Source organism: Porphyrobacter sp. MBR-49 (assembly GCF_053628655.1).
In genome coordinates this window covers 428,138-448,513 of sequence record NZ_JBRJGU010000002.1, presented here as the reverse complement: position 1 = coordinate 448,513, position 20,376 = coordinate 428,138, and the positions used below count along the sequence as shown (strand labels likewise).

The following is a 20,376-nucleotide window of genomic DNA, read 5'->3' as shown; positions in this document are numbered from 1 at the left end:
GGTGACTGACACAAATGACCACCTTCGGGCAGACGCCCCTGATCTCGCCAAGGCAGAAGTGCTGATCGAAGCGCTGCCCTATTTCCAGCGCTATGCCGGGCGCACTTTCGTGGTGAAATATGGCGGCCACGCGATGGGCGATCCTGCCGCCGCGCGCGATTTTGCCGAGGATATCGTGCTGCTGAAGGCGGTCGGCATCAACCCGGTGGTGGTGCATGGCGGCGGGCCGCAGATCGGTCAGATGCTCGCCCGGTTGGGGGTGGAAAGCACCTTTGTCGATGGCTTGCGCGTCACCGATGAAGCGACCGCCAAGATCGCCGAAATGGTGCTTTCTGGCGGGATCAACAAGGAGCTTGTCAGCTGGATTGCGGCTGCAGGCGGCAAGGCGATCGGGATATCGGGCAAGGACGGCGGGCTGGTCACAGCGCGCAAAGTTACCCGCACCACCCGCGATCCCGAAAGCCTGATCGAACAGGTGGTCGACCTCGGCTTCGTGGGCGAGCCTGCTTATGTCGATACCACCATCATCGACACCGCTGTGGCCGCCGGGATGATCCCGGTGATTGCCCCGATCGCAGCCGGCGAGGACGGGGCGACCTATAATATCAACGCCGATACGATGGCGGGCGCGATTGCAGCGGCGCTGGGCGCGGCGCGGTTGTTTCTACTCACCGATGTGGCGGGCGTACTGGATGGCGAAGGCAAGCTGCTGACCGATCTCACCCCCGCAGACATCAACCGCCTGCGCGCAGACGGCGTGATTCACGGCGGGATGGTGCCCAAACTGGAAACCTGCATCAACGCGGTCGAAGCCGGGTGCGAAGCGGCGGTGGTGCTTGATGGTCGGGTGGGTCATGCGATGCTGCTCGAATTCTTCACAGCCCGCGGGGCCGGCACGCTGGTGCGCGCCTGAGCGGGAACACAATTGTGGCGCGAGGCGTATTAAGACGCTAATACGCCTATAAGGGACATCACAGGGTGGCGCACCCCGCCGCCCCGGCAATGGAAACGGATCACAATGCAAGGACTGGCCGTACTCGTCGATATCATCGTGATGCTCACCAATGTGCTGGTGATGCTGATCATTATCCAATTCGTGATCGGGCTGCTGTTCGCCTTTAACGTGGTGAGCCCGAGCAATGAGTTCCTTCGGCAGGTATATGACTCGATCAACCGGTTGCTGGAACCCGTGCTTCGCCCGATCCGCAACATCATGCCCAATACCGGCGCGATCGACTTTTCGCCGCTGGTGCTGATCCTTGGCCTGCAGATTCTCACGCGGGTGCTGATCGGCGTTGCCGGGGCCTATTGATGCCCGAAGCCGCGCTTATCGACGGCAAGGCGTTTGCCGAAACCCTGCGCGCGCGCATTGGCGTGGGGGCGAGCGCGTTTGCGCAGGCCACCGGACGGCGTCCGGGCCTAGCAGTGGTGCTGGTGGGCGAAGACCCTGCCAGCCAGGTCTATGTTGGCGCAAAAGGCAAGGCGTGTGACGCCGCCGGAATGGCCAGTTTCGAACATCGCCTGCCTGCCGACACCAGCGAAGCCGCGCTGCTATCGCTGATCGAACGGCTCAATCAGGATGAGGCGGTGGACGGCATTCTGGTGCAGATGCCTCTGCCAAATGGCCTCGATGAACAGGCGATCATCGCCGCGATCAACCCGGACAAGGACGTTGACGGCTTCCACGTCATCAACGCCGGGCGGCTTGCCGTGGGGCAGGCGGGCTTCATCCCCTGCACGCCGCTGGGCTGCATGATGCTGCTGAAAGACCGGCTCGGCGATCTGTCTGGGCTGGATGCGGTGGTGATCGGTCGGTCGAACATCGTCGGCAAGCCGATGGCGCAGTTGCTGGTGGACGCCAACGCCACCGTGACTATCGCGCATAGCCGCACCAAAAACCTGCCCAATATCGTGCGCCGCGCTGATATTGTGGTGGCTGCGGTGGGCCGCCCGGAAATGATCCGGGCTGACTGGATCAAGCCGGGAGCAACCGTGATCGATGTCGGCATCAACCGCCTGCCCCCCGAACCGGGCAAGGACCGGGGCAAGCTGGTCGGCGATGTCGCCTTTGCCGAGGCGCGTGAAGTCGCCGGTGCGATTACTCCGGTGCCGGGCGGGGTTGGGCCGATGACGATTGCGGTGCTGTTGAGAAATACCTTGGTTGCAGCCCACGCCCATGCCGGGCTTGCACCGCCGGAGGGCTTATGAGGCGCGCGGGTTACCTTCTATTGCTGGGGGCAGCGGCGCTGGCCCTGACCGCCTGCGCGAGCGGCGGACAGAAACCAAGCGACCGCACCGTAGCTTTGATCAACCGCGCACTGGCCACCGCCCCCGGCGCCGCGCAGCCAAGCACGATCGTGGCCACCGAAATCGCCTTTTCCCGCGCCGCACGCGAAAACGGACAGTGGACCGCGTTTCGCATGTTCGCGGCCCCCGGCGCGCTGCTCCACGGTGAAAACGGCCCCTTCGCAATCGAGCCCTGGCTCGCCACGCAAACCGATCCGCCTACCGCAGTGCAGTGGGAACCGCGCGCGGTGGTGATCAGCTGCGATGGGGCGGTCGCCGTCAGCCACGGACGCATCACCACGCCCGAGGGCAAGGTCGGCAATTTTCTGACCGTGTGGGAACGCCAGAGCGGCGGCGATTATCGCTACATCTTCGATGTCGGCGGACTCGATGTGCCGCAGCCCCCGCCGCGCAAACCGGTTGAGGATGGCGATATCGTCGTCACCTCGATTGATGCGGTGCAGGGCCTTGTCGCTTCATGCCCGCGCCGTGATGCCGCGATCCCGCCGCCGCCCGCGATCCCCGTGGGCGATGAAGGCAAGGCCGATGCCCGCCTGTCGCGCGACGGCACCTTGCGTTGGCGCTGGGAACACCGCGATGATGGCACCCGGTTTGCCGCTGCCGACTATTTCTATCAGGGTCGTTGGCTCACCGCGTTTGAGCAAAACCTTGCGCCGACAAGCGGAGAGTGATGGTGCTGACCGAGTTGTTCTTCTCCGCCTTTGTCACCTTCTTCGTGGTGATCGACCCGCCGGGGTGCGCGCCGATCTATGCCGGGCTGACCAAGGGCGCGAGCGCTAGCCAAGCACGCAGCATGGCGCTGCGGGCGACGGTGATTGCGTCGCTGATCCTGCTGCTGTTTGCGCTGTTCGGCCAGCAATTGCTGGCCGCGCTGCATATTGAACTGGATTCATTCCGCATCGCAGGCGGGCTGATGCTGTTTTTCATCGCGTTTGACATGGTATTCGAAAAACGCACCCAGCGCCGCGAGGAACGCGCCGAAAAAGTCGCCGCCTCACCAGAGATTGAGGATGTCTCGGTGTTTCCGATGGCCATGCCGATGTTGGCCGGGCCGGGCGCGATCGCAGCGGTGATGCTGCTGATGAACGAGGCGGACGGGCTGGCACAATCGTTCGAAGTGCTCGGCGCGCTCGCAGCGGTGCTGGTGATTACCGGAGCGGCGCTGGTCGCGGCAGGCCCGCTGATCCGGCTGCTGGGCGATAAGGTCGAAGCCGTGATCACCCGCCTGCTCGGCGTGTTGCTGGCCGCGCTGGCGGCGCAATATGTGATCGACGGGCTGAAAGGCAGCTTCGGTTTGTGACGGGTTGATGTTGCGCTGACCAAAGCGAAGGGGGGATATTTCCGCCCCCGGCCTTGCCCTTGCCCGCGCCATCGGGAATCCCATCGCGGATGGCGATTCTTTCGGACAAATGGATCCGCGCACAGGCGCAGGAACACGGCATGATCGAACCCTTCGTCGAAGCCCAGCGGCGTGACGGGGTGATCTCCTACGGCCTATCGTCTTACGGATATGACGCAAGGGTGGCGCCGGAGTTCAAGATCTTCACCAATGTCAATTCGTCGGTGGTCGATCCCAAGGCGTTCGATCCCGATAGCTTTGTCGACCGCGAAACCGATGTTTGCATCATTCCGCCCAACAGCTTTGCCCTGGCCCGCACCGTCGAATATTTCCGTGTGCCCGAAGATGTGCTGGTGATCTGCCTCGGCAAGAGCACCTATGCGCGCTGCGGGATCATTGTGAATGTGACGCCGCTGGAGCCGGGCTGGGAAGGGCACGTCACGCTCGAATTTTCGAACACCACCCCGCTGCCTGCCAAAATCTATGCCAATGAAGGCGCGTGCCAGTTCCTGTTTCTGCAGGGCAACGAACGCTGCGAGACCAGTTATAAAGACCGTGCGGGCAAATATATGGGCCAGCGCGGAGTGACGTTGCCGCGATTGTAACCCTTCACGTCATGCCAGCGCAAGCTGGCATCTCGGGCGGAAATGCGGCATTAATCCACTTGAGGTTCCAGCCTTCGCTGGAATGACCGTTTCAAGAGGGATCATATGGCCACCCGCGAATTCGACATCATCGTTTACGGTGCCACCGGTTATACTGGGCGGCTCGTCGCTGAATATCTCGCCCACCATTATGGCAGCCGCGCTGATGGCCCGAAATGGGCAATGGCGGGGCGCAACCTTGCCAAGCTTGAGGAAGTGCGCGACCTGATTGGTGCGCCTGCCACCACCCCGCTGGTGGTCGCCAATGCCGATGACAGCGCCGATCTCGAAGCGATGTGCGCGCGCACCAAGGTGGTGCTGAGCACGGTCGGCCCTTATCAGCTTTATGGTGACAAGCTGGTGGCCGCCTGTGTTGCCACTGGCACCGATTACGCCGATCTGTGCGGCGAACCGGCATGGATGGCGCAGAAAATCGCCGAGCATCAGGCCGCCGCCGAAGCCAGCGGCGCGCGCATCTGTTTTTCCAGCGGGTTCGATTCGATCCCCTTCGATCTTGGCGTGTTGATGACGCAGAAGGCCTGCGTCGAACGCTTCGACAAGCCTGCCCCGCGCATCCGGGGGCGGGTGCGGGCGATGCAGGGGACGTTTTCGGGTGGCACCGCGGCCAGCCTCGGCGCGACGATGAAGGCGGCGGCCAAAAGTCCCTCGATCATCAACGTGCTGCGCAATCCGTTCGCGCTGACGCCGGGGTTTGAAGGGCCGGATCAGCCTTCGGGCATGATCCCCAGCCACGAGGAGGATCTCGGCAAATGGGCCGCGCCGTTCGTGATGGCGCCGATCAACACCAAGAACGTGCACCGCACCAACTTCCTGCTTGGCCACCCTTACGGCACCGATTTCAAGTATGACGAGATGATGCTGACCAGCCCCGGAGAAGCGGGCAAGGCAGCGGCCAATGCGGCGTTGGAATTCATGAAAAACCCGTTCGGTGCCAAGCCGCCCAAGCCCGGCGAGGGTCCGACCAAGGAAGAACGCGAAAACGGCTTCTACGATGTCGTGTTCGTGGCCGATATGGCGGATGGCGGGCGGCTGCAATATGGCGTGAAGGGGCGCTATGATCCGGGCTATGGTTCAACCAGCCGGATGCTGAGCGAGACCGGGATCGCGCTGCTTTCCTGCGCCAAACCGGGCGGGATCGGCACGCCCGGCGCATTTCTGGGCGAAGATCTGGTCAAGCGGCTGGAAGATCACGCCGAACTGACCTTCGCGGTTGAAAGCTGAGATGGTGAGCCCCCGCCTGCGCGGGGGACTCACAACAGGGCTCAGAAGCTCAGGCGAACACTCGCGCGGAAGTTGCGGCCCACCAACGGGACAAACTCCTTGGTGAAGCTCGCGTGGCGGCGGCCGGTCACGTCGAAGATATTGTCGGCCGCGACTTGCACCGTGACGTTCTTGTTATCCGCCAGGGGTCGCCATGCGATCAGCGCGTTGACCAGCGTGAAACTGTCAGTTGGGGTTTCAAACGTGGTCACCCGGTTCTGTCGGTCAAACCACTGCACTTCGCCGCGCACGTCGAACGCTGTCGTTTGCGCTTCCAACGCGCCAAGCAAGCTCAGCGGCGGGATGCGCGGTATAGCCGTATCATCGGCCAGTTCCGCTCTGACATAGGATGCGCGGAGATCGGTCAGCAGACGGAAGCTTCCGGTATCGATCACCGGATAGGACAGGTCGGCTTCGATCCCGTAAAAGTCTGCATTCTGCTGCAGGTATTCGAACACCGGCAGATCATCTTCCTCCTCGCCGGTTTCGTTGAGAAAGATGTAGTCGTTAAACCACTGGCGGAATGCGGTCAGGCTGAATGTGCCCGCCCCGATATTGCCGCGCGCATAGGCTTCCAGCCCCCACGCGCTTTCGGTCTTGAGGTCAGGGTTGCCGATTTCGAACGCCTGCGTGGCGATGTGCGGGCCGTCAGCGAACAGTTCTTCGGCGCTCGGCGCACGTTCGGCGCGCGAACCATTCAGGCCGATGCGGACGCCCTCAACGCCTTCGTAAACCACGCCAAGCGCGCCCGAAAAGGTGTCAAAATTCTGTTTGATGCCCAGCGTCTGGGCTTCGACATTGGTGAACTCGCCGCGCGCGGCAGCTTCGATCTGGAATGGGCCGGTGCCAAATTCCTGCAAGGTGAACACTGCCAGCTGATCTGTCAGGTTGGGCGGAACATAGGCCTCTTCGCCTTGGGCGAAGAAATCGCGGTGCATGAACTGGACTCCGGTTGACCCACGCAGCAGACTTTGGGCGTTCTGCACCAGTTCGGCGCGTGCTTCGATGCTGGTGGAATCGAAGGTGGTTCCGATGTCGGCCCCTTCAAACTCGGTATGGGTGTAATCGGAATAGCCGACCCGCAATTTCAGCCGCTCGACCGCGCCTTCGCCAAGGTAGATGTCGCCTTTGAAGTCGGCGCGGAATTGTTCGAGGCCGATGGTGACAAACGCATCCCCTTCCGCTCCGCCGGGTCGGGTGGGAACGCCGTAATCGGTGTCGTAGTATCCGATTGATGCGCCAAACGTGCTGTCACCAAGGATCAGGCCAAGCCCACCATTGAGCGTCCAGCTTTCCATCGCGGTATTGGCCACGCGGTCTCGTTGACCAGCAGCGTCGCGCAGCGCCGCCGCTTCATCAAGCGCGCCGTCATCTTCCTGCGCGGCGGCGTCAGCAAGCAGATCAGCGCGCAGGGCGTTGGATACCTGAAACCCGCCGATCTCTATGTCGCCCGATTTGCGCCACGAACCGTCGACATGCAGCACCAGGTTCGAGCTGACACCGACATCGAGCGAGGCTGCGCCGGTGCGCATATTGGTCGCGCTATCGATACCGCCCAGCGCATCGAGGTGGAACGCTTCATCCGGCATCCTGGTCGGGATGCGCTTGTCGATCACATTCACCGCGCCGCCAATCGCCTGGCTGCCGTAAAGCAGCACCGCCGCGCCGCGCAGCACTTCGATGCGTTCAACCGTGATCGGATCAATGGTGGTGGCGTGATCGGCAGAGGTGTTTGAGACATCTGACGTGCCGATCCCGTCGACCAGCACGCGCACGCGCTCACCCTGCTGGCCGCGCAAAACGGGGCGTGAGGCGCCGGGGGCAAAGCTGGTGGCAGACACGCCGGGGACCTTGGACAGCAGATCGCCGATCTGGCCGGTCACCATATCGCGCTGAATGTCGCCGATCTCGAGCACGCTGGTGCCTGCCAGCAAGTCGAGTTCTTTGAGGCCCGAAGCGCTGACGATGATGTTGCCGGTTTCATCGGTCTGGCGATTGTGGACGTCATCCTCGATCTTGGCACCGGCTGGTGTGCTGGTCGCGGGCTGCTGTTCAGCTTGCGCGGTTTCTGCCAGCGCCGGGGCGGCGATAGTATCCGCGCAGAGAACGGCGGCGAGGGCGAGGTGGGATGAGGCAAGGCGGTTCTTGCGATTGATCATGGGGGTCCCGTTGCTTTAATGAGATAACGTATCACGCACTTAAAGTGATGTGTTGCGAATGCAAGCGGAAATGCCGCAAATGCTGATCAACGCATCGCGGCCCTTGCCTGCGGGCTCGTGTTGCCGCAAAGCGCTGCCAGCAACTGGACAGCCACCAAGAGCACCCTGACCCATGCCCACTTCATCCCCGCTTTCCGGCCAGCTTGTCACGATTTTCGGTGGCAGCGGCTATATCGGTAACTATGTCGCGCAGAGCCTGCTGGAACGCGGCGCGCGCTTGCGGTTGGCGAGCCGTGCGCCGCACAAGGCGCAAGCTCTCAAACCGCTCGCCAATCTTGGCCAGCTGCAATTCCTTCCCTGCGACATCACCCAAGACGACCACGTTGCCGCTGCGCTTGATGGGGCGCATTACGTCGTCAATCTGGTCGGCGCGTTTGATGGCGATCTGACCGCACTGATGGGCGAGGCACCCGGCACGATCGCGCGGCTGGCAGCGGCGAAGGGCGTGCGCGCGATGGTGCATATCAGCGCCATTGGCGCCGATGCGGCATCGCCAACCGCCTATGCCAAATCCAAGGCGCTGGGCGAACAGCGCGTCATGGCGGGCTTCCCGACGGCGACGATCCTGCGGCCCTCGATCGTGTTCGGCCCGGACGATAACTTCCTCAACCTGTTTGGCGGGATGATCGAGATGCTCCCGGTGTTGCCGGTGTTCGGGCCAGAGGCGAAGCTGCAACTGGTCTATGCCGATGATGTTGCCGAAGCGGTGGCGACCGCGCTGGAATATCCCGATGCACACGGCGGGCACACTTATGAACTGGGTGGGCCGGAGCAGCTTTCGATGATGGAAATCCATGAACGGATCGCCGCAGCCCAAGGGCGAAAGCGGCATTTTTTCGCGGTGCCCGATGGGCTGTCAGCTGCCTTTGCGGCGCTGCCCGGTACCCCGATAAGCCGCGATCAGTGGGCGCTGCTGAAACCCGGCAGCACCGTGGCGGACGGCGCGCGCGGATTTGCCGAATTGGGGATCGAACCCAGGCCATTGGGCCTGTTCCTCGACAAGTGGATGACGCGGTTCCGCAAGCATGGGCGCTTTGGCCTCAGCAATGACCGCGCCAAGGCGCGCAGCGCGGCGGGCTGACCCCATCATCAGCATCGGCGGGAGCCGTATTGCTCCCGCCTGCCGTTGGATACGCAAAGTCAGAGCGCCGCTGCGTACAGCGTTTTCAGATCGGCATAGGCCTGCTCAGCGGCGGCTTCGGCATAGACCGGGCTGTCCGGCACGGTCCAGCCGTGATCGCCATCATAGACGGTGACTGTCGCGGGCACGTCTGCCGCCTTGGCCGCTTCACCAAAAATGACCTTGTCCTGCGGGGCCTTGGCATCATCATTGCGGGCGACCGCGATCAGCAGCTGCGCGTCGACCTTGTCCAGCAGCGCGTGCGGGCTCATCGGGTTATCCGCGCGCACCAGCCCGCCGCCGTGGAAACTCGCCGCAGCCTTGATCCGCGCTGGCACCGCCGCCGCGCTCCAGATGGTGAACGGCCCGCCCATGCAATAGCCCTGCGTGCCAATCCCGCGCTCCTGATCGACGCCCTCCTGCTGATCGAGCCAGCCGACCGTGGCGGCGGCATCGCGCATGATCGCTTCGGCATCGAGCTTGCCGCGCCACGGGCCAACTTTCTGAAACCCGCTATTGGTGATGAAATCGGCGAAATCGGTAAATTGCTGGCCGGCAACGTCGCGGTAATAGGGGTTCACTACCAATACCGCATAGCCTTCGCTGGCGAGGCGGCGGGCCATGTTACGCTTGGCTTCGCGGAGGCCGCCAATATCAGGCCACAGGATCACGGCGGGGTGATTGCCGGCTTCGGGATGGACGAAAAACCCATCCATCGTCCCATCAGCGGTATCGAAACCGATCACCCTTTCGGTCAGGCCAGCGGTCGAAGGCTGCGCATTGCTGGCGCTTTCGCCCGATGCGCACGCTGCCAGCGCCGCAGCGCCGCTGAGTGCGCCGAACTGGCGGCGGTTGACAGATTGCTTGGCCCATTCGGCCAGTTTGCTTTCATCGCACATGTTCGTCGTTCTCCTGCTGACCCCTTGCGCCTGTGATAGTCGGGAGCGGTAGGCATGGACAAGCAGAGTTTCACGCGCCAACATACGCAAAACAAAACGGGGAGAGCGGGATCAATGAACCTTGTACGGTGGGCGTGCGGCGCAGCCTTGTTGCTGTCGGCCGGAACCTTGGCGAATTGCAGCCAGATTTTCGATGGCAGCGGGAATGATGGCATTACCCATGCCGCGCTGGTCGGCGCGGACGCGGATAGCGCCAACTGGATCAGCCACGGGCGCACTTATTCCGAACAGCGTTATTCGCCGCTCGATGCAGTCAACCGCGATACGGTGGGCGATCTGGGTCTGACGTGGTTTGCCGATATGGACACCGCGCGCGGGCAGGAGGCGACTCCGCTTGTAATCGACGGCAAGCTGTATCTCACCACCGCGTGGAGCAAGGTGAAGGCGTTTGACGCCGCCACCGGTAAATCGCTGTGGGAATATGATCCCAAGGTTCCCGGCGAAACCGCAGTCAAAGCCTGCTGCGATGTGGTGAACCGCGGGTTGGCGGCGTGGGGCGACAAGCTGTTCCTTGGCACGCTGGATGGCCGCCTGGTCGCGCTTGATCGCGATACTGGCACGGTGGCGTGGGAAAAGGTCACGGTCGACCAATCCAAAAGCTACACCATCACCGGCGCGCCGCGCGTGATCGATGGCAAGGTGATCATCGGCAATGGCGGGGCGGAGTTCGGCGTGCGCGGATACGTCGCCGCCTATGATGCGGCGGATGGTGATGAACTGTGGCGGTTCTATACCGTGCCAGAGGGTGGCGATCCGAAAGACGCGCCCGCTTACCTGCAAAAGGCCGCCGAAACGTGGAACATGGACGTGCTGGGCGCGTCGGATGCGATTGGCGGCGGCGGGACGGTGTGGGATTCGATGGCTTATGATCCCGAGCTTGATCTGCTCTATATCGGGGTGGGCAATGGCAGCCCGTGGAACCGCGCCTATCGTTCGCCCGGCGCGGACGGGACGGGGGAGGGTGACAACCTCTACCTTTCCAGCATCGTCGCGATCCGGCCCGGCACTGGTGAATATGTCTGGCATTACCAGACCACGCCGGGCGAAACTTGGGATTTCACCGCCACGCAGCACATCATGCTCGCCGACATGACGATTGATGGCGCGGTCAGGAAGGTGCTGATGCAGGCACCCAAGAACGGGTTCTTCTACGTGATCGACCGGGAAACCGGAAAATTCATTAGCGCCAAACCCTATGTCAGCGTCAATTGGGCGAGCGGGATTGACCCCAAAACGGGCCGCCCGATTGAAAACCCCGAAACGCGCGTGGACAAGACCGGCAAGCCTGCACTGGTCACCCCCGGCGCGCTGGGCGGGCACAACTGGCACCCGATGGCGTTTCACCCGGCCGAAGGGCTGGTCTATATCCCAGCCTTTGAAGCGAGCATGATGTATGCCCCCGAAGCCGGATGGAAGCCCGACAGCGCCCGCGGCTTCAACGTCGGGTTCAATCTTGGTGCGGGCGATCTGCCGCCTGATCTCGGTATTCGCAGACAGGTGGCGGGCACGCTCAAGGGTATGCTGGTGGCATGGGATCCGGTGGCGCAGAAACCGCGCTGGACGGTCGAGCATCCCGGCCCGTGGAACGGCGGGTTGCTGGCAACCGGCGGTGGGTTGGTGTTTCAGGGCACGGCTGGCAGCGAGTTCAACGCCTATGACGCGGCCACCGGCGACAAGCTATGGAGCTTTGCCGCGCAAACCGGGGTGGTTGCGCCGCCGGTCACCTACACCGTTGATGGCGAACAATATGTCGCCGTGCTGGCAGGCTGGGGCGGGGCCTATGCATTGAGCGTGGATGGCGCGCTGATCGCGGACAAGGCACCAGTGCGCAATGTCTCGCGCCTGTTGGTGTTCAAACTGGGGGGCAAGGCGCAATTGCCGCCTGCGCCCGAACTCGCCGCGCTCCCGCTCGATCCGCCGCCAAGCAAGGCTTCTCCGCAAGTGATCGCATTGGGGCAGGCGAAATATGGCCGCTATTGTGCGGTGTGCCATGCGCCGGGCGCGGTTGGATCGACCGTGCTGCCCGATCTGCGCCGCGCCGGATCATTGGAAAGCGCGAGTGCGTGGAACGCGGTGGTCGAAGGCGGGATGCTCAAGGACAACGGCATGGCGAGCTTTACAGGATCGCTCAGCAAGGACGAGATCGAGGCCATCCGTGCCTACGTGATCCACCGCGCCAACGAGGACAAGGCGATCGAGAGGGCAAAGAAGGTCGCGCGGCGATGATGGCGGTGGGTGATCCTACCGACATCCGTAACTGGCAGCGGCGGCCTGACGGGATCACCACTTCGGGAAAGCTTGAGGCAAGCGATCCGGCGCGGCTGGCGGCCATCGGCGTGCGCCATGTGGTCAACCTCGCGCTCGACGATCATCCTGAGGCACTCAGCGATCAAGCCGCGCTGCTGGCTGCGCAGGGTATCGCCTACACCCACATCCCGGTGCCGTTCGACGCACCGACGCTGCATCATGTGGCAATGTTACAAGAAGCGCTGGCAGCGCATCACGGCCCGCATCATGTTCATTGCATCGCGAATTACCGGGTCACAGCGTTTTTCTATCTGATCGACTGCGCGGCGGGTGTACCTGAAGGTGAGGCGCTGGCGCGGATGGCGGCGGTCTGGAACCCGCTGGAAAGCGACGATCCCCGCGTTGCGGTGTGGCGTGAATTACTCATCCAGCCGCTGAACACCCCTAACCCCTGAACACCACCGTGCGTGAGCCGTTCATCAGCACCCGTTCCTGCGCGAACAGACGCACGGCTTCGGCCAGCACGCGGCGTTCGATGTCGCGGCCTTTGCGCACCAGATCGGCGGGGGCATCGGCATGGGTGATGCGCTCGACATCCTGATGGATGATCGGGCCTTCATCCAAGTCGGCGGTGACGAAATGCGCTGTCGCACCGATAATCTTGACCCCGCGTTCGTGCGCCTGGTGATAGGGCCGCGCACCCTTGAAGCCGGGCAGGAAGCTGTGGTGGATATTGATGCAGCGCCCCGCGAAATGGGCCGATTGTTCGTCCGAAAACACCTGCATGTAGCGTGCGAGCACCACCAATTCGGCGTTCACCTTATCAGCCAGTGCGCGGAATTGCGCCTCGGCTTGCGGCTTGGTTTCGGGCGTTACCGGGATGTGGTGGAACGGGATATCGCCAATATCGACCCGGATCGCGGTTTCGCGCGGGTGGTTGGAGACGATCGCCACCGGAGTGATCGGCAATTCCCCCGTGCGCCAGCGATACAGCAGATCGACCAGACAGTGATCGAACTTGCTGACCAGGATGATGGTGCGGCGCGGGCGCTGTTCGCGCGCCATTTTCCATTCAAACGCATATTCGACCGCCAGCGCAGCAAAGTCGGCGCGCAACCCCTCGGCGGTCGCGCCGTCGGGATCGAACACCACCCGCATGAAAAACCGGTCAGTCCCCCCCGCTTCCGCCCGATCATTGAACTGCTGCGCGTCAAGAATGTTGCACCCGCGCTCGAAAAGAAACCCCGTCACCCGCGCGGTGATACCGGGCCGGTCGGGACAGGCGAGGGTGAGGATCAGCGGGGCCATGCGCATCATGCCCACCTTACTTGGCGAGCGCCGCCTCGCACTGCGCCATCAGTTCGGCGATGATGTCGGCGGCAGGTTCTTCGGCCTTGACCATGCCGACCGATTGCCCCGCCATCACGCTGCCGTTTTCGACATCGCCGTCAATCACCGCGCGGCGCAGGGCGCCGGCCCAGAAATGTTCGATCTGCAATTGCGCCTCACCCATGTCGACCGCGCCCGAATCGAGCAGAGCGGCGACTTCGCGCTGTTTGGCGGTGAATTCCTCGGTGCCCTTGTTTTTCAAGGCGCGCACCGGGATCACCGGCAGGCGCGGGTCGACCTGCACCGATGCAACCGCCTCGCGGGCGCTGGCGCGGAAGAACGCTTTCTTGAAATCGGGGTGAGCGATGCTTTCGGTGGCGCAGGCAAATCGCGTGCCGAGTTGCACGCCCGCCGCGCCCATTTCCAGATAGCTGGCAATCGCCTCACCCCGGCCAATCCCGCCTGCGACGAAGATCAGGTGGTCGTAGGCCAATTCCGGCAGGATTTCCTGCGCGAGCACGCTGGTGGACACTGGGCCGATATGGCCGCCTGCTTCCATTCCCTCGATCACCAGCGCATCCGCTCCGGAGCGTAGCAGCTTTTTCGCCAGCGCCAGCGTGGGGGCGAATGCAATCACCTTGGTATCGCCGTCCTCTTTAATGGCTTCGACCGAACCCTTTGGCGGAATGCCGCCGGCCAGCACCACGTGGGTCACGCCATGCTTGCGGCACACCGCGATCAGATCGAACAGCGCGGGGTGCATGGTGATCAGGTTGACGCCAAATGGCTTCGACGTCAGCGCCTTGGTCGCCGTAATCTCGGTGTCGAGCAGTTCGGGGGTCATCGCCCCGCAGGCGATCACGCCGAAACCGCCCGCGTTGCTGATCGCGGCAACAAGGTTGCGTTCCGACACCCAGCTCATCGCGCCGCACAGGATCGCGGTATCGCAGCCGAGGAAATCAGTGCCGCGCTGCATCAGGGCAGCGGTGTTGGGATATTTGGTCATGGCGCGGCGCTTAGGCGCAAGCGCGAACCATCGCAAGCGGCACAATAGCGTGTGAAGTTACGCCAGAATTACATCTACGGCGGTTCAAAGTCTGGCAGACGACTGAACTATGATTACTAAATAACGAGATTTTCTTACGCGCGTCCGCAAGGTGTAACCCGTTTCTGCCATAACCTTCGCGTCAGCCAAGCTCCTCTCCGTTTTCCGCTTGGCTGATTGATTGGACAAATCCTAAAAGGAACAACGCCATGACTATCCGTTTTTTCCTGCCCGTGCTTGCCTTTGCTCTTGCCGTTCCTGCTGCTGCAGAAACGGTTACTGTAAAAGTGCCTTTTGGCGACCTTGATCTGACCAAAGAGACTGATCGTGCAGCGCTTGATCGCCGACTTGCGCGCGCTACCCACAAGGCGTGCGGTTCTCCATCCGCCCGCGACATCTCAGTGTTGCGCAGCTATCGGGCCTGCGTCGACGAGGCGCGCGCCACCTATCAGCCGCAGGTTGGGCTCGCGCTTGACAATGCAAACGCCCGCCGCGTCGCGGTCTTGGCTGACAAGCTGGGGATGCTCGCCAGCTTCTAATACCAGAGTGCTGCCGAGGCGGAGCGGTTTCGCACAAGCGGGGCCGCTCCGCTTGGGTTCAGCGATAGACAATCCGCACGGCGTCGGCGGCCTGTTTGGCGAGGGACACGGCGTCCACGGCTGTGTCAGCACGGGCGAGCGCCACGCCCATGCGGCGATAAGGGCGGGTGACGGGCTTGCCGAAGATCCGCACATCAACAGCAGGATCAATCGCCAGCGCCTCGGCCAATCCCTCGAACGCGAAGTCGGCGCAATCACGGTCGGCGAGGATCACGGCGGAGGCGGCGGGGCGGGCTGTGATGCTTTGCGGCACCGGCAGGCCAAGGATGGCGCGGGCGTGAAGATCAAACTCGGTGACGTCTTGCGACGCCAGCGTCACCATTCCAGTATCGTGCGGGCGGGGTGAGAGTTCGGAAAAGATCACGTCTTCGCCCTTCACAAAAAACTCGACGCCATACAGCCCCCAGCCGCGACCGCCGCCTTGCAGCGCGGTCACGACCTTTGCGGCCATGTCCTGCGCCTTGGCGAGCGCAGCGGACGACATCGCGGCTGGCTGCCAGCTTTCGCGGTAATCGCCGCGTTCCTGCCGGTGGCCGATGGGCGGGCAGAAAGAAATGCCGTCTTTATGCCGCACAGTCAGCAGAGTGATTTCATAGTCGAAGGCGATGAACTGCTCGCAAATCACCCGCGCCCTATCGCCCCGCATATTGCCGACGGCGTAATCCCACGCGGCCTTCAGCGCTGCGGTATCATCGACCTTGCTCTGGCCCTTGCCGGACGATGACATGACCGGCTTCATCACCAGCGGGTAGCCGATTCTATCAGCGACTGCCTCAGCCTCGATCAAACTTGTCGCATAACCATAAGCCGACGTCACCAACCCCAGCTCACCCGCCGCCAGATCGCGGATCGCATCGCGGTTCATGGTCAGTTGTGCCGCGCGCGCTGATGGCACGATGGTGAAGCCCTCTGCCTCCAGATCGGCGAGCACCTCGGTGCGGATTGCCTCGATTTCCGGCACGATCAAATCAGGGCGGTGCTTTTTCGCCGCCGCCCTCAATGCCTCGCCGTCGAGCATGGAGAACACTTCGCGCCCATCGGCCAGCTGCATCGCGGGAGCATCATCATAGGAATCGCAAGCAATCACCCGTGCGCCCAATCGCTTGGCGGCAATCACGAATTCGCGGCCCAGCTCGCCCGAACCGAGCAGCAGGATGGTGGCAATGTGGCTCATCAAAGCGGTTTAACCGCCCGCGAGCCCAAGTCCAGAGGCGCGATTATGCCGCGCGGCGATGCGCCGCCATGGCAACCTGCCGTCCGCCTCCGGCGCGCGCCAGGACCAGACCCAGCTCCGCCTCACGCAAAGTCCAGTCGACCGTGCATTCGACCCGCGCCAGCCCTGCGCTTGCGGTCAATTGCGGCGCTTTGGCCGATGCAGCGGCCGCCAGCGCCGAGAAGGTCTGCACCACATCTTCAACCCATTCGCGTGCATGGCGCAATTTCATGTCAGGCAGCAGCACGCCGAACCGCTCGCCATCAAGCTGCGCTATTTCATGCCCCGGCAGCGCCATTGTTTCGAGGAACCGCGCAAACCCCCACAGCACTTCATCGGCGGTGCGTTGGCCGTAACGCAGCAGCAGCGCACGCATTCCGTCAACCGCTAACACAGTAATCATCTGCCCGCCCCCGCCTGCCAGATGTCGCCGCAGGCTGGCACAGAACGCCTGCCGATTGGCGAGGCCGGTCAGCGGATCGGTTACTGTGCGGGCGTGCAATTCGCCTTCAAGGCTGCGCAATTGCTGCACCGATCGCATCAGGCACAGCGCGCCTTCGACAGCGCCGGAATCATCGAGCACGGGTCTGAGGCTGAGCGCATACCAGCGCTGGCAATCCGCCTCGCGGCAGGTATCGCGTTCAGGGCAGGTAATTACCGGGAACTCCACCCACCCTCCATGCGCTTGTCTGGTGAGCCCGGCAGCGACGTGTTCGCTCAGAAACGAGGCGTGATCGCGCTCGGCCAGGTCGGTGATATGCGGGAGCAGCAGCGCAGCAGAAAAATCAAAGCCAAGATCAGCCATGTTGGTAGAGGCGTGGAGGATGAACCCGTGCCGGTCCAGCCTGATAACAATGTCGCTTGAGGTTTCGTCCAGCAGGCCGTGCAACACGCGGCCTTCCACATCGCTCAAACCGAATTTCATGTCAAAAATGCCCCACAGTCCAAACTCAGGCTCACAACTGTCTTGCGAAAAGTAAGTTTGTTAGTCGGATTATCGCAATTAAAAACAACAAATCCCCTTTCGTTGCCACAATTGCTAATAATTTTGTTAGTTATATAAATATAACTGACTAAAAAACGAATCATTCACAGATTTCGTTTACCATGTTTTTCAGTTGAACCAGCGATTCATGTCGCTTTGTCGTGTTTATGATGATTTTTGGCGTTGAACTGAGTTGACGCTGCTATAGGTCAATCATGATCCGCACCGATTTGGCGGTGGCACCGCAGGCTTCTGCGATGCGAGTGCGGCATTCCTCGATCACTGCGCTCGCGTTTCCAGGGGTGACGGGCGTTTCGGCCAGTGTTTCAGGCGGAACTCCCAGTGCCGCCGCGATGGCATCCAGCCGTTCAGGCAGCGGGCGGGCCTTGCCCTTTTCCCATGCCCACACCGTCGGCTTGCTTACGCCCAGCACAGCAGCGACATCGGAAAGCGTCAGCCCCGCTTCGCGCCGCAAACGGTTTAACCTTGGGCCGAGCGCTTCGCCTTGGGCGATTGGCGGCCTAGACGAACGGCTTTCCGCCTGAGCGGCTTCTGACGCAAACCCTTGCAATTGCGCTGCGGCCAGTGCCGCTGGGCCAAGCGCCTGTTCGAACGTGCAGCCAAATAAACGCTCGCTGCGCCACACGACCACCGCCATGACCGCCCCGGCTTCGGGCAGGTCGAGCGTGAGCCGTTCGCCCTGCGTCAGATCCAGTCCGGTTTCGAGCAGCAGCCCGGTGGCCGAGATATTGTGGATCGTCACATTGGCTTCGCCTGCGCCCGGAACAAAACCGCTGGTTTCCAGCCGCAACTCACGCCGGGGAGCAGCGCGCTGGGGGTCGCCGGACTTGGATGGATCGAGATGGGCCTTGATGGCCATAATACGCGCCTTTCGCTCTCGGGGGAGAGCGGGCACAGTCCGTCCCAAAAAGTAAAAGCTGCGTTACCGGAAATGGTTAATTCAGGCGGGGCGGCCCGGCTGTCAGCTAACTGCATCCAGCCCATAGGCAGTGTGCAGCACGCGCACGGCCAGTTCGGTCTCGTCCTCGTCGATCATCACGCTGACCTTGATCTCGCTGGTGGAGATCGCCTGGATGTTGATGCCGCGGTCGGACAGTGAACGGAACATCGTGCTCGCCACCCCGGCGTGGCTTTTCATGCCGACGCCGACGACGCTGATCTTGGCGATCTTGCTGTCGGTGATGATGCGATTGAAGCCGATTGCGTCGCGGCGATCCTCCAGCAGCGCCTGCGCGCGGGCCAGATCGGATTGCGGCACGGTGAAGGTCACGTCGGTCTCACCCTTGTCGCGGCCGACGTTCTGGATGATCATATCGACGTTTATGCTGGCCGCCGCCAGCGGCTCAAAGATATTCGCCACCGCGCCGGGCCGGTCGGGCACGCGGGTCAGGATGACCTTGGCCTCGTTCTTGTCATGCGCAATGCCGGTTACAAGCTGGCGTTCCATCAGGCCCTTCTCCACCAATTCATCCATTTCCGTGTCCGAGACGATCAGCGTGCCGGGAAGATCATCGGCTGGCAAAGCGCCTTCGCCGATAAAGCTCGACAATACCTGCACCCGCACGCCTTCTTTCATTGCCAGCCCGACGCTGCGGGTCTGGAGCACCTTGGCGCCGACCGACGCGAGTTCGAGCATTTCCTCGTAGGTCACCGCCTTCTGCTTGCGCGCCTTGGCGACGATGCGCGGATCGGTGGTGTAGACCCCGTCCACGTCGGTGTAGATGTCACAGCGATCCGCCTTGATTGCCGCAGCCACAGCGACGGCGGAGGTATCCGATCCCCCGCGGCCCAAAGTTGTCACCCGGCCATCTTCCGACACGCCTTGAAAGCCGGGGATCACCGCAATTTCGCCTGCTTCCATCGCGGCGATCAGGCCGGGGGCGTCGATCATGTCGATCCGGGCTTTGGCATGGGCTTCGATGGTCTGGATCGGCAATTGCCAGCCGAGCCAGCTGCGCGCCTTGCAACCCAGGGCTTGCAGAGTCAGTGCCAGCAGCCCGCTGGTCACCTGCTCTCCGCTGGCGACCACCACGTCATATTCCGCCGGATCGTATAGCGGGTTGGCTTCTCGGCAAAAGTTAACCAGCCGATCTGTTTCGCCCGCCATCGCACTAACCACCACGGCGACAGAATCGCGCGTGCCGTCGGGCTTGGGGGCCGCCTGCGCGCGCACGATATTGGCCACCCGGCGAATCCGCTCGGTTCCGGCCATGGATGTGCCACCAAATTTCATCACGATGCGGGCCAAAAGGAAGCTCCTGCTGGTGAGTGTTCGCGGGCGCTGTTAAGGGGCGTTTATGGGAAACGCAAACGTATCGAATGTAACTATCCGTCCTGAGGAAGCCGATTTCTTTGCCGGGCTGGCACGCGATTGGTGGAATCCCAAAGGGGCAATGGCGAGTCTGCATCAGGTAAACCCGGTGCGGATGGCGTTTATCAGGGACGCAATCGATGCGCATTGGCCAGGTGCGGCGACACTGGCGAAGCCGCTGGCGGGCAAGGGTGCGCTCGATATCGGCTGCGGCGCGGGTTTGGTGTGCGAGCCGCTCGCGCGGTTGGGTGCGGCGGTGACAGGCGTGGACGCGGCGGCGGAGAATGTTGCGGCGGCTGCCGCCCATGCCGAGGCCGTCGGGCTGGATATCCGTTACATGGCGGGTGAAGTGGCGGGGCTGGACATCGGCACCTTCGATTTGGTCGCCTGCGTTGAGGTGATCGAACACGTCGCGGACAAGCCCGCCTTCCTGCGCGATGTTGCAGCGCGGTTGGCGCCAGATGGTCTGCTCGTGATGTCCACCCCCAACCGCACGGCGGCCTCGCGCGTGCTGCTGGTCGGTGCGGCTGAGGCGGTGGGCTATGTGCCCAAAGGCACTCACCATTGGGAGGATTTCATCACCCCGGACGAGTTCGAGGTGCTGCTGGCGGACGCGGGGCTGTCGGTAACGGCACAGCGCGGGATCGCATGGCGTCCGGGCAAGGGGCTGCATCTGTCGGATGATATGGCGCTGAATTATATTCTGAGCGCCCGGCGGGCTTAATCTTCATCGTCACCCCGGCGCAGGCTGGGGTCC

At 62.6% G+C, this 20,376-nt stretch carries 20 protein-coding genes; 12 read left to right on the top strand and 8 right to left on the bottom strand.

The window, feature by feature from the left end; all coding sequences use genetic code 11:
- The first annotated feature begins 1 nt into the window (after position 1).
- The 7 genes from argB to ACSSV3_RS04400 all read left to right on the top strand — a co-directional run bounded on the left by argB (position 2) and on the right by ACSSV3_RS04400 (position 5,532).
- Complete coding sequence (argB, locus tag ACSSV3_RS04430; protein ID WP_354324064.1) at positions 2-913, top strand: acetylglutamate kinase; 912 nt, start codon at positions 2-4, stop codon at positions 911-913.
- A gap of 105 nt (positions 914-1,018) precedes the next feature.
- Entirely contained in the window at positions 1,019-1,312 is a 294-nt protein-coding gene (locus tag ACSSV3_RS04425) for a YggT family protein (protein WP_354324062.1), read from the top strand.
- Positions 1,312-2,208, top strand: a complete 897-nt coding sequence (folD, locus tag ACSSV3_RS04420) for a bifunctional methylenetetrahydrofolate dehydrogenase/methenyltetrahydrofolate cyclohydrolase FolD (RefSeq protein ID WP_354324060.1) — start codon at positions 1,312-1,314, stop codon at positions 2,206-2,208. The genes ACSSV3_RS04425 and folD overlap by 1 nt, the downstream gene beginning before the upstream one ends.
- Positions 2,205-2,978, top strand: coding sequence for a Cif family virulence factor (locus ACSSV3_RS04415; protein ID WP_354324058.1), 774 nt, complete (start codon positions 2,205-2,207; stop codon positions 2,976-2,978). Before folD ends, ACSSV3_RS04415 begins: the two co-directional genes overlap by 4 nt.
- A gap of 5 nt (positions 2,979-2,983) precedes the next feature.
- Positions 2,984-3,607 (top strand): MarC family protein, encoded by a 624-nt coding sequence (locus tag ACSSV3_RS04410; RefSeq protein ID WP_354324106.1) that lies wholly within the window; start codon positions 2,984-2,986, stop codon positions 3,605-3,607.
- Between the two features lie 89 nt (positions 3,608-3,696).
- Complete coding sequence (gene dcd, locus ACSSV3_RS04405; RefSeq protein ID WP_354324056.1) at positions 3,697-4,251, top strand: dCTP deaminase; 555 nt, start codon at positions 3,697-3,699, stop codon at positions 4,249-4,251.
- Positions 4,252-4,356: 105 nt separating this feature from the next.
- A complete protein-coding gene (locus tag ACSSV3_RS04400; RefSeq protein ID WP_354324055.1) occupies positions 4,357-5,532 on the top strand; it encodes a saccharopine dehydrogenase family protein in 1,176 nt (391 codons plus the stop codon).
- A gap of 41 nt (positions 5,533-5,573) precedes the next feature.
- Here ACSSV3_RS04400 and ACSSV3_RS04395 read toward each other — a convergent pair whose 3' ends face one another.
- Positions 5,574-7,730: a TonB-dependent receptor gene (locus ACSSV3_RS04395; protein WP_354324053.1), complete on the bottom strand. Its 2,157-nt coding sequence runs from the start codon at positions 7,728-7,730 to the stop codon at positions 5,574-5,576.
- A gap of 172 nt (positions 7,731-7,902) precedes the next feature.
- Here ACSSV3_RS04395 and ACSSV3_RS04390 point away from each other — a divergent pair, with 172 nt between their 5' ends.
- Positions 7,903-8,871 (top strand): complex I NDUFA9 subunit family protein, encoded by a 969-nt coding sequence (locus ACSSV3_RS04390; RefSeq protein WP_354324051.1) that lies wholly within the window; start codon positions 7,903-7,905, stop codon positions 8,869-8,871.
- Between the two features lie 59 nt (positions 8,872-8,930).
- Here the strand turns inward: ACSSV3_RS04390 and ACSSV3_RS04385 are convergent, their stop codons facing one another.
- Positions 8,931-9,809 (bottom strand): dienelactone hydrolase family protein, encoded by an 879-nt coding sequence (locus tag ACSSV3_RS04385; protein WP_354324050.1) that lies wholly within the window; start codon positions 9,807-9,809, stop codon positions 8,931-8,933.
- 114 nt (positions 9,810-9,923) lie between these two features.
- Between ACSSV3_RS04385 and ACSSV3_RS04380 the strand changes: the two genes are divergently transcribed.
- Together ACSSV3_RS04380 and ACSSV3_RS04375 are read left to right on the top strand one after the other, a co-directional pair.
- Positions 9,924-12,095 (top strand): PQQ-dependent dehydrogenase, methanol/ethanol family, encoded by a 2,172-nt coding sequence (locus tag ACSSV3_RS04380; RefSeq protein ID WP_354324048.1) that lies wholly within the window; start codon positions 9,924-9,926, stop codon positions 12,093-12,095.
- Positions 12,092-12,571 carry a beta-lactamase hydrolase domain-containing protein gene (locus tag ACSSV3_RS04375; RefSeq protein ID WP_354324046.1) on the top strand — a complete coding sequence of 160 codons (480 nt, stop codon included), beginning with the start codon at positions 12,092-12,094 and terminating at the stop codon, positions 12,569-12,571. The genes ACSSV3_RS04380 and ACSSV3_RS04375 overlap by 4 nt, the downstream gene beginning before the upstream one ends.
- Here ACSSV3_RS04375 and purU read toward each other — a convergent pair.
- Both purU and ACSSV3_RS04365 read right to left on the bottom strand, forming a co-directional pair.
- Positions 12,561-13,424 (bottom strand): formyltetrahydrofolate deformylase, encoded by an 864-nt coding sequence (gene purU / locus ACSSV3_RS04370; RefSeq protein ID WP_354324104.1) that lies wholly within the window; start codon positions 13,422-13,424, stop codon positions 12,561-12,563. The genes ACSSV3_RS04375 and purU overlap by 11 nt on opposite strands.
- A gap of 16 nt (positions 13,425-13,440) precedes the next feature.
- Positions 13,441-14,451 (bottom strand): NAD(P)H-dependent flavin oxidoreductase, encoded by a 1,011-nt coding sequence (locus tag ACSSV3_RS04365; protein WP_354324044.1) that lies wholly within the window; start codon positions 14,449-14,451, stop codon positions 13,441-13,443.
- A 248-nt stretch (positions 14,452-14,699) separates the two neighbouring features.
- Here ACSSV3_RS04365 and ACSSV3_RS04360 point away from each other — a divergent pair, with 248 nt between their 5' ends.
- Positions 14,700-15,029, top strand: coding sequence for a UrcA family protein (locus tag ACSSV3_RS04360; protein WP_354324043.1), 330 nt, complete (start codon positions 14,700-14,702; stop codon positions 15,027-15,029).
- A gap of 58 nt (positions 15,030-15,087) precedes the next feature.
- Here ACSSV3_RS04360 and purT read toward each other — a convergent pair whose 3' ends face one another.
- The 4 genes from purT to ACSSV3_RS04340 form a co-directional block, all read right to left on the bottom strand.
- Positions 15,088-16,263, bottom strand: a complete 1,176-nt coding sequence (purT, locus tag ACSSV3_RS04355) for a formate-dependent phosphoribosylglycinamide formyltransferase (RefSeq protein WP_354324042.1) — start codon at positions 16,261-16,263, stop codon at positions 15,088-15,090.
- Between the two features lie 43 nt (positions 16,264-16,306).
- Positions 16,307-17,227, bottom strand: a complete 921-nt coding sequence (locus ACSSV3_RS04350) for a GGDEF domain-containing protein (RefSeq protein ID WP_354324040.1) — start codon at positions 17,225-17,227, stop codon at positions 16,307-16,309.
- Positions 17,228-17,489: 262 nt separating this feature from the next.
- A complete protein-coding gene (locus ACSSV3_RS04345) occupies positions 17,490-18,167 on the bottom strand; it encodes a helix-turn-helix domain-containing protein (RefSeq protein ID WP_354324038.1) in 678 nt (225 codons plus the stop codon).
- A gap of 102 nt (positions 18,168-18,269) precedes the next feature.
- On the bottom strand, positions 18,270-19,556 hold the full coding sequence (locus ACSSV3_RS04340) for an aspartate kinase (protein WP_454184749.1): 1,287 nt from the start codon (positions 19,554-19,556) through the stop codon (positions 18,270-18,272).
- A gap of 49 nt (positions 19,557-19,605) precedes the next feature.
- Between ACSSV3_RS04340 and ubiG the strand changes: the two genes are divergently transcribed.
- Entirely contained in the window at positions 19,606-20,343 is a 738-nt protein-coding gene (gene ubiG, locus ACSSV3_RS04335) for a bifunctional 2-polyprenyl-6-hydroxyphenol methylase/3-demethylubiquinol 3-O-methyltransferase UbiG (protein ID WP_354324037.1), read from the top strand.
- The last annotated feature ends 33 nt before the right edge of the window (positions 20,344-20,376 follow it).

Coding starts and splice junctions, on each gene's coding strand:
- ACSSV3_RS04360 (WP_354324043.1), top strand. CDS start 14,700: ATGACTATCCGTTTTTTCCTGCCCGTGCTTGCCTTTGCTCTTGCCGTT.
- ACSSV3_RS04365 (WP_354324044.1), bottom strand. CDS start 14,451: ATGACCAAATATCCCAACACCGCTGCCCTGATGCAGCGCGGCACTGAT.
- ACSSV3_RS04375 (WP_354324046.1), top strand. CDS start 12,092: ATGATGGCGGTGGGTGATCCTACCGACATCCGTAACTGGCAGCGGCGG.
- purT (WP_354324042.1), bottom strand. CDS start 16,263: ATGAGCCACATTGCCACCATCCTGCTGCTCGGTTCGGGCGAGCTGGGC.
- ACSSV3_RS04415 (WP_354324058.1), top strand. CDS start 2,205: ATGAGGCGCGCGGGTTACCTTCTATTGCTGGGGGCAGCGGCGCTGGCC.
- purU (WP_354324104.1), bottom strand. CDS start 13,424: ATGGCCCCGCTGATCCTCACCCTCGCCTGTCCCGACCGGCCCGGTATC.
- ACSSV3_RS04380 (WP_354324048.1), top strand. CDS start 9,924: ATGAACCTTGTACGGTGGGCGTGCGGCGCAGCCTTGTTGCTGTCGGCC.
- ACSSV3_RS04385 (WP_354324050.1), bottom strand. CDS start 9,809: ATGTGCGATGAAAGCAAACTGGCCGAATGGGCCAAGCAATCTGTCAAC.
- ACSSV3_RS04400 (WP_354324055.1), top strand. CDS start 4,357: ATGGCCACCCGCGAATTCGACATCATCGTTTACGGTGCCACCGGTTAT.
- folD (WP_354324060.1), top strand. CDS start 1,312: ATGCCCGAAGCCGCGCTTATCGACGGCAAGGCGTTTGCCGAAACCCTG.
- ACSSV3_RS04350 (WP_354324040.1), bottom strand. CDS start 17,227: ATGAAATTCGGTTTGAGCGATGTGGAAGGCCGCGTGTTGCACGGCCTG.
- ACSSV3_RS04425 (WP_354324062.1), top strand. CDS start 1,019: ATGCAAGGACTGGCCGTACTCGTCGATATCATCGTGATGCTCACCAAT.
- ACSSV3_RS04345 (WP_354324038.1), bottom strand. CDS start 18,167: ATGGCCATCAAGGCCCATCTCGATCCATCCAAGTCCGGCGACCCCCAG.
- ubiG (WP_354324037.1), top strand. CDS start 19,606: ATGGGAAACGCAAACGTATCGAATGTAACTATCCGTCCTGAGGAAGCC.
- dcd (WP_354324056.1), top strand. CDS start 3,697: ATGGCGATTCTTTCGGACAAATGGATCCGCGCACAGGCGCAGGAACAC.
- ACSSV3_RS04390 (WP_354324051.1), top strand. CDS start 7,903: ATGCCCACTTCATCCCCGCTTTCCGGCCAGCTTGTCACGATTTTCGGT.
- ACSSV3_RS04395 (WP_354324053.1), bottom strand. CDS start 7,730: ATGATCAATCGCAAGAACCGCCTTGCCTCATCCCACCTCGCCCTCGCC.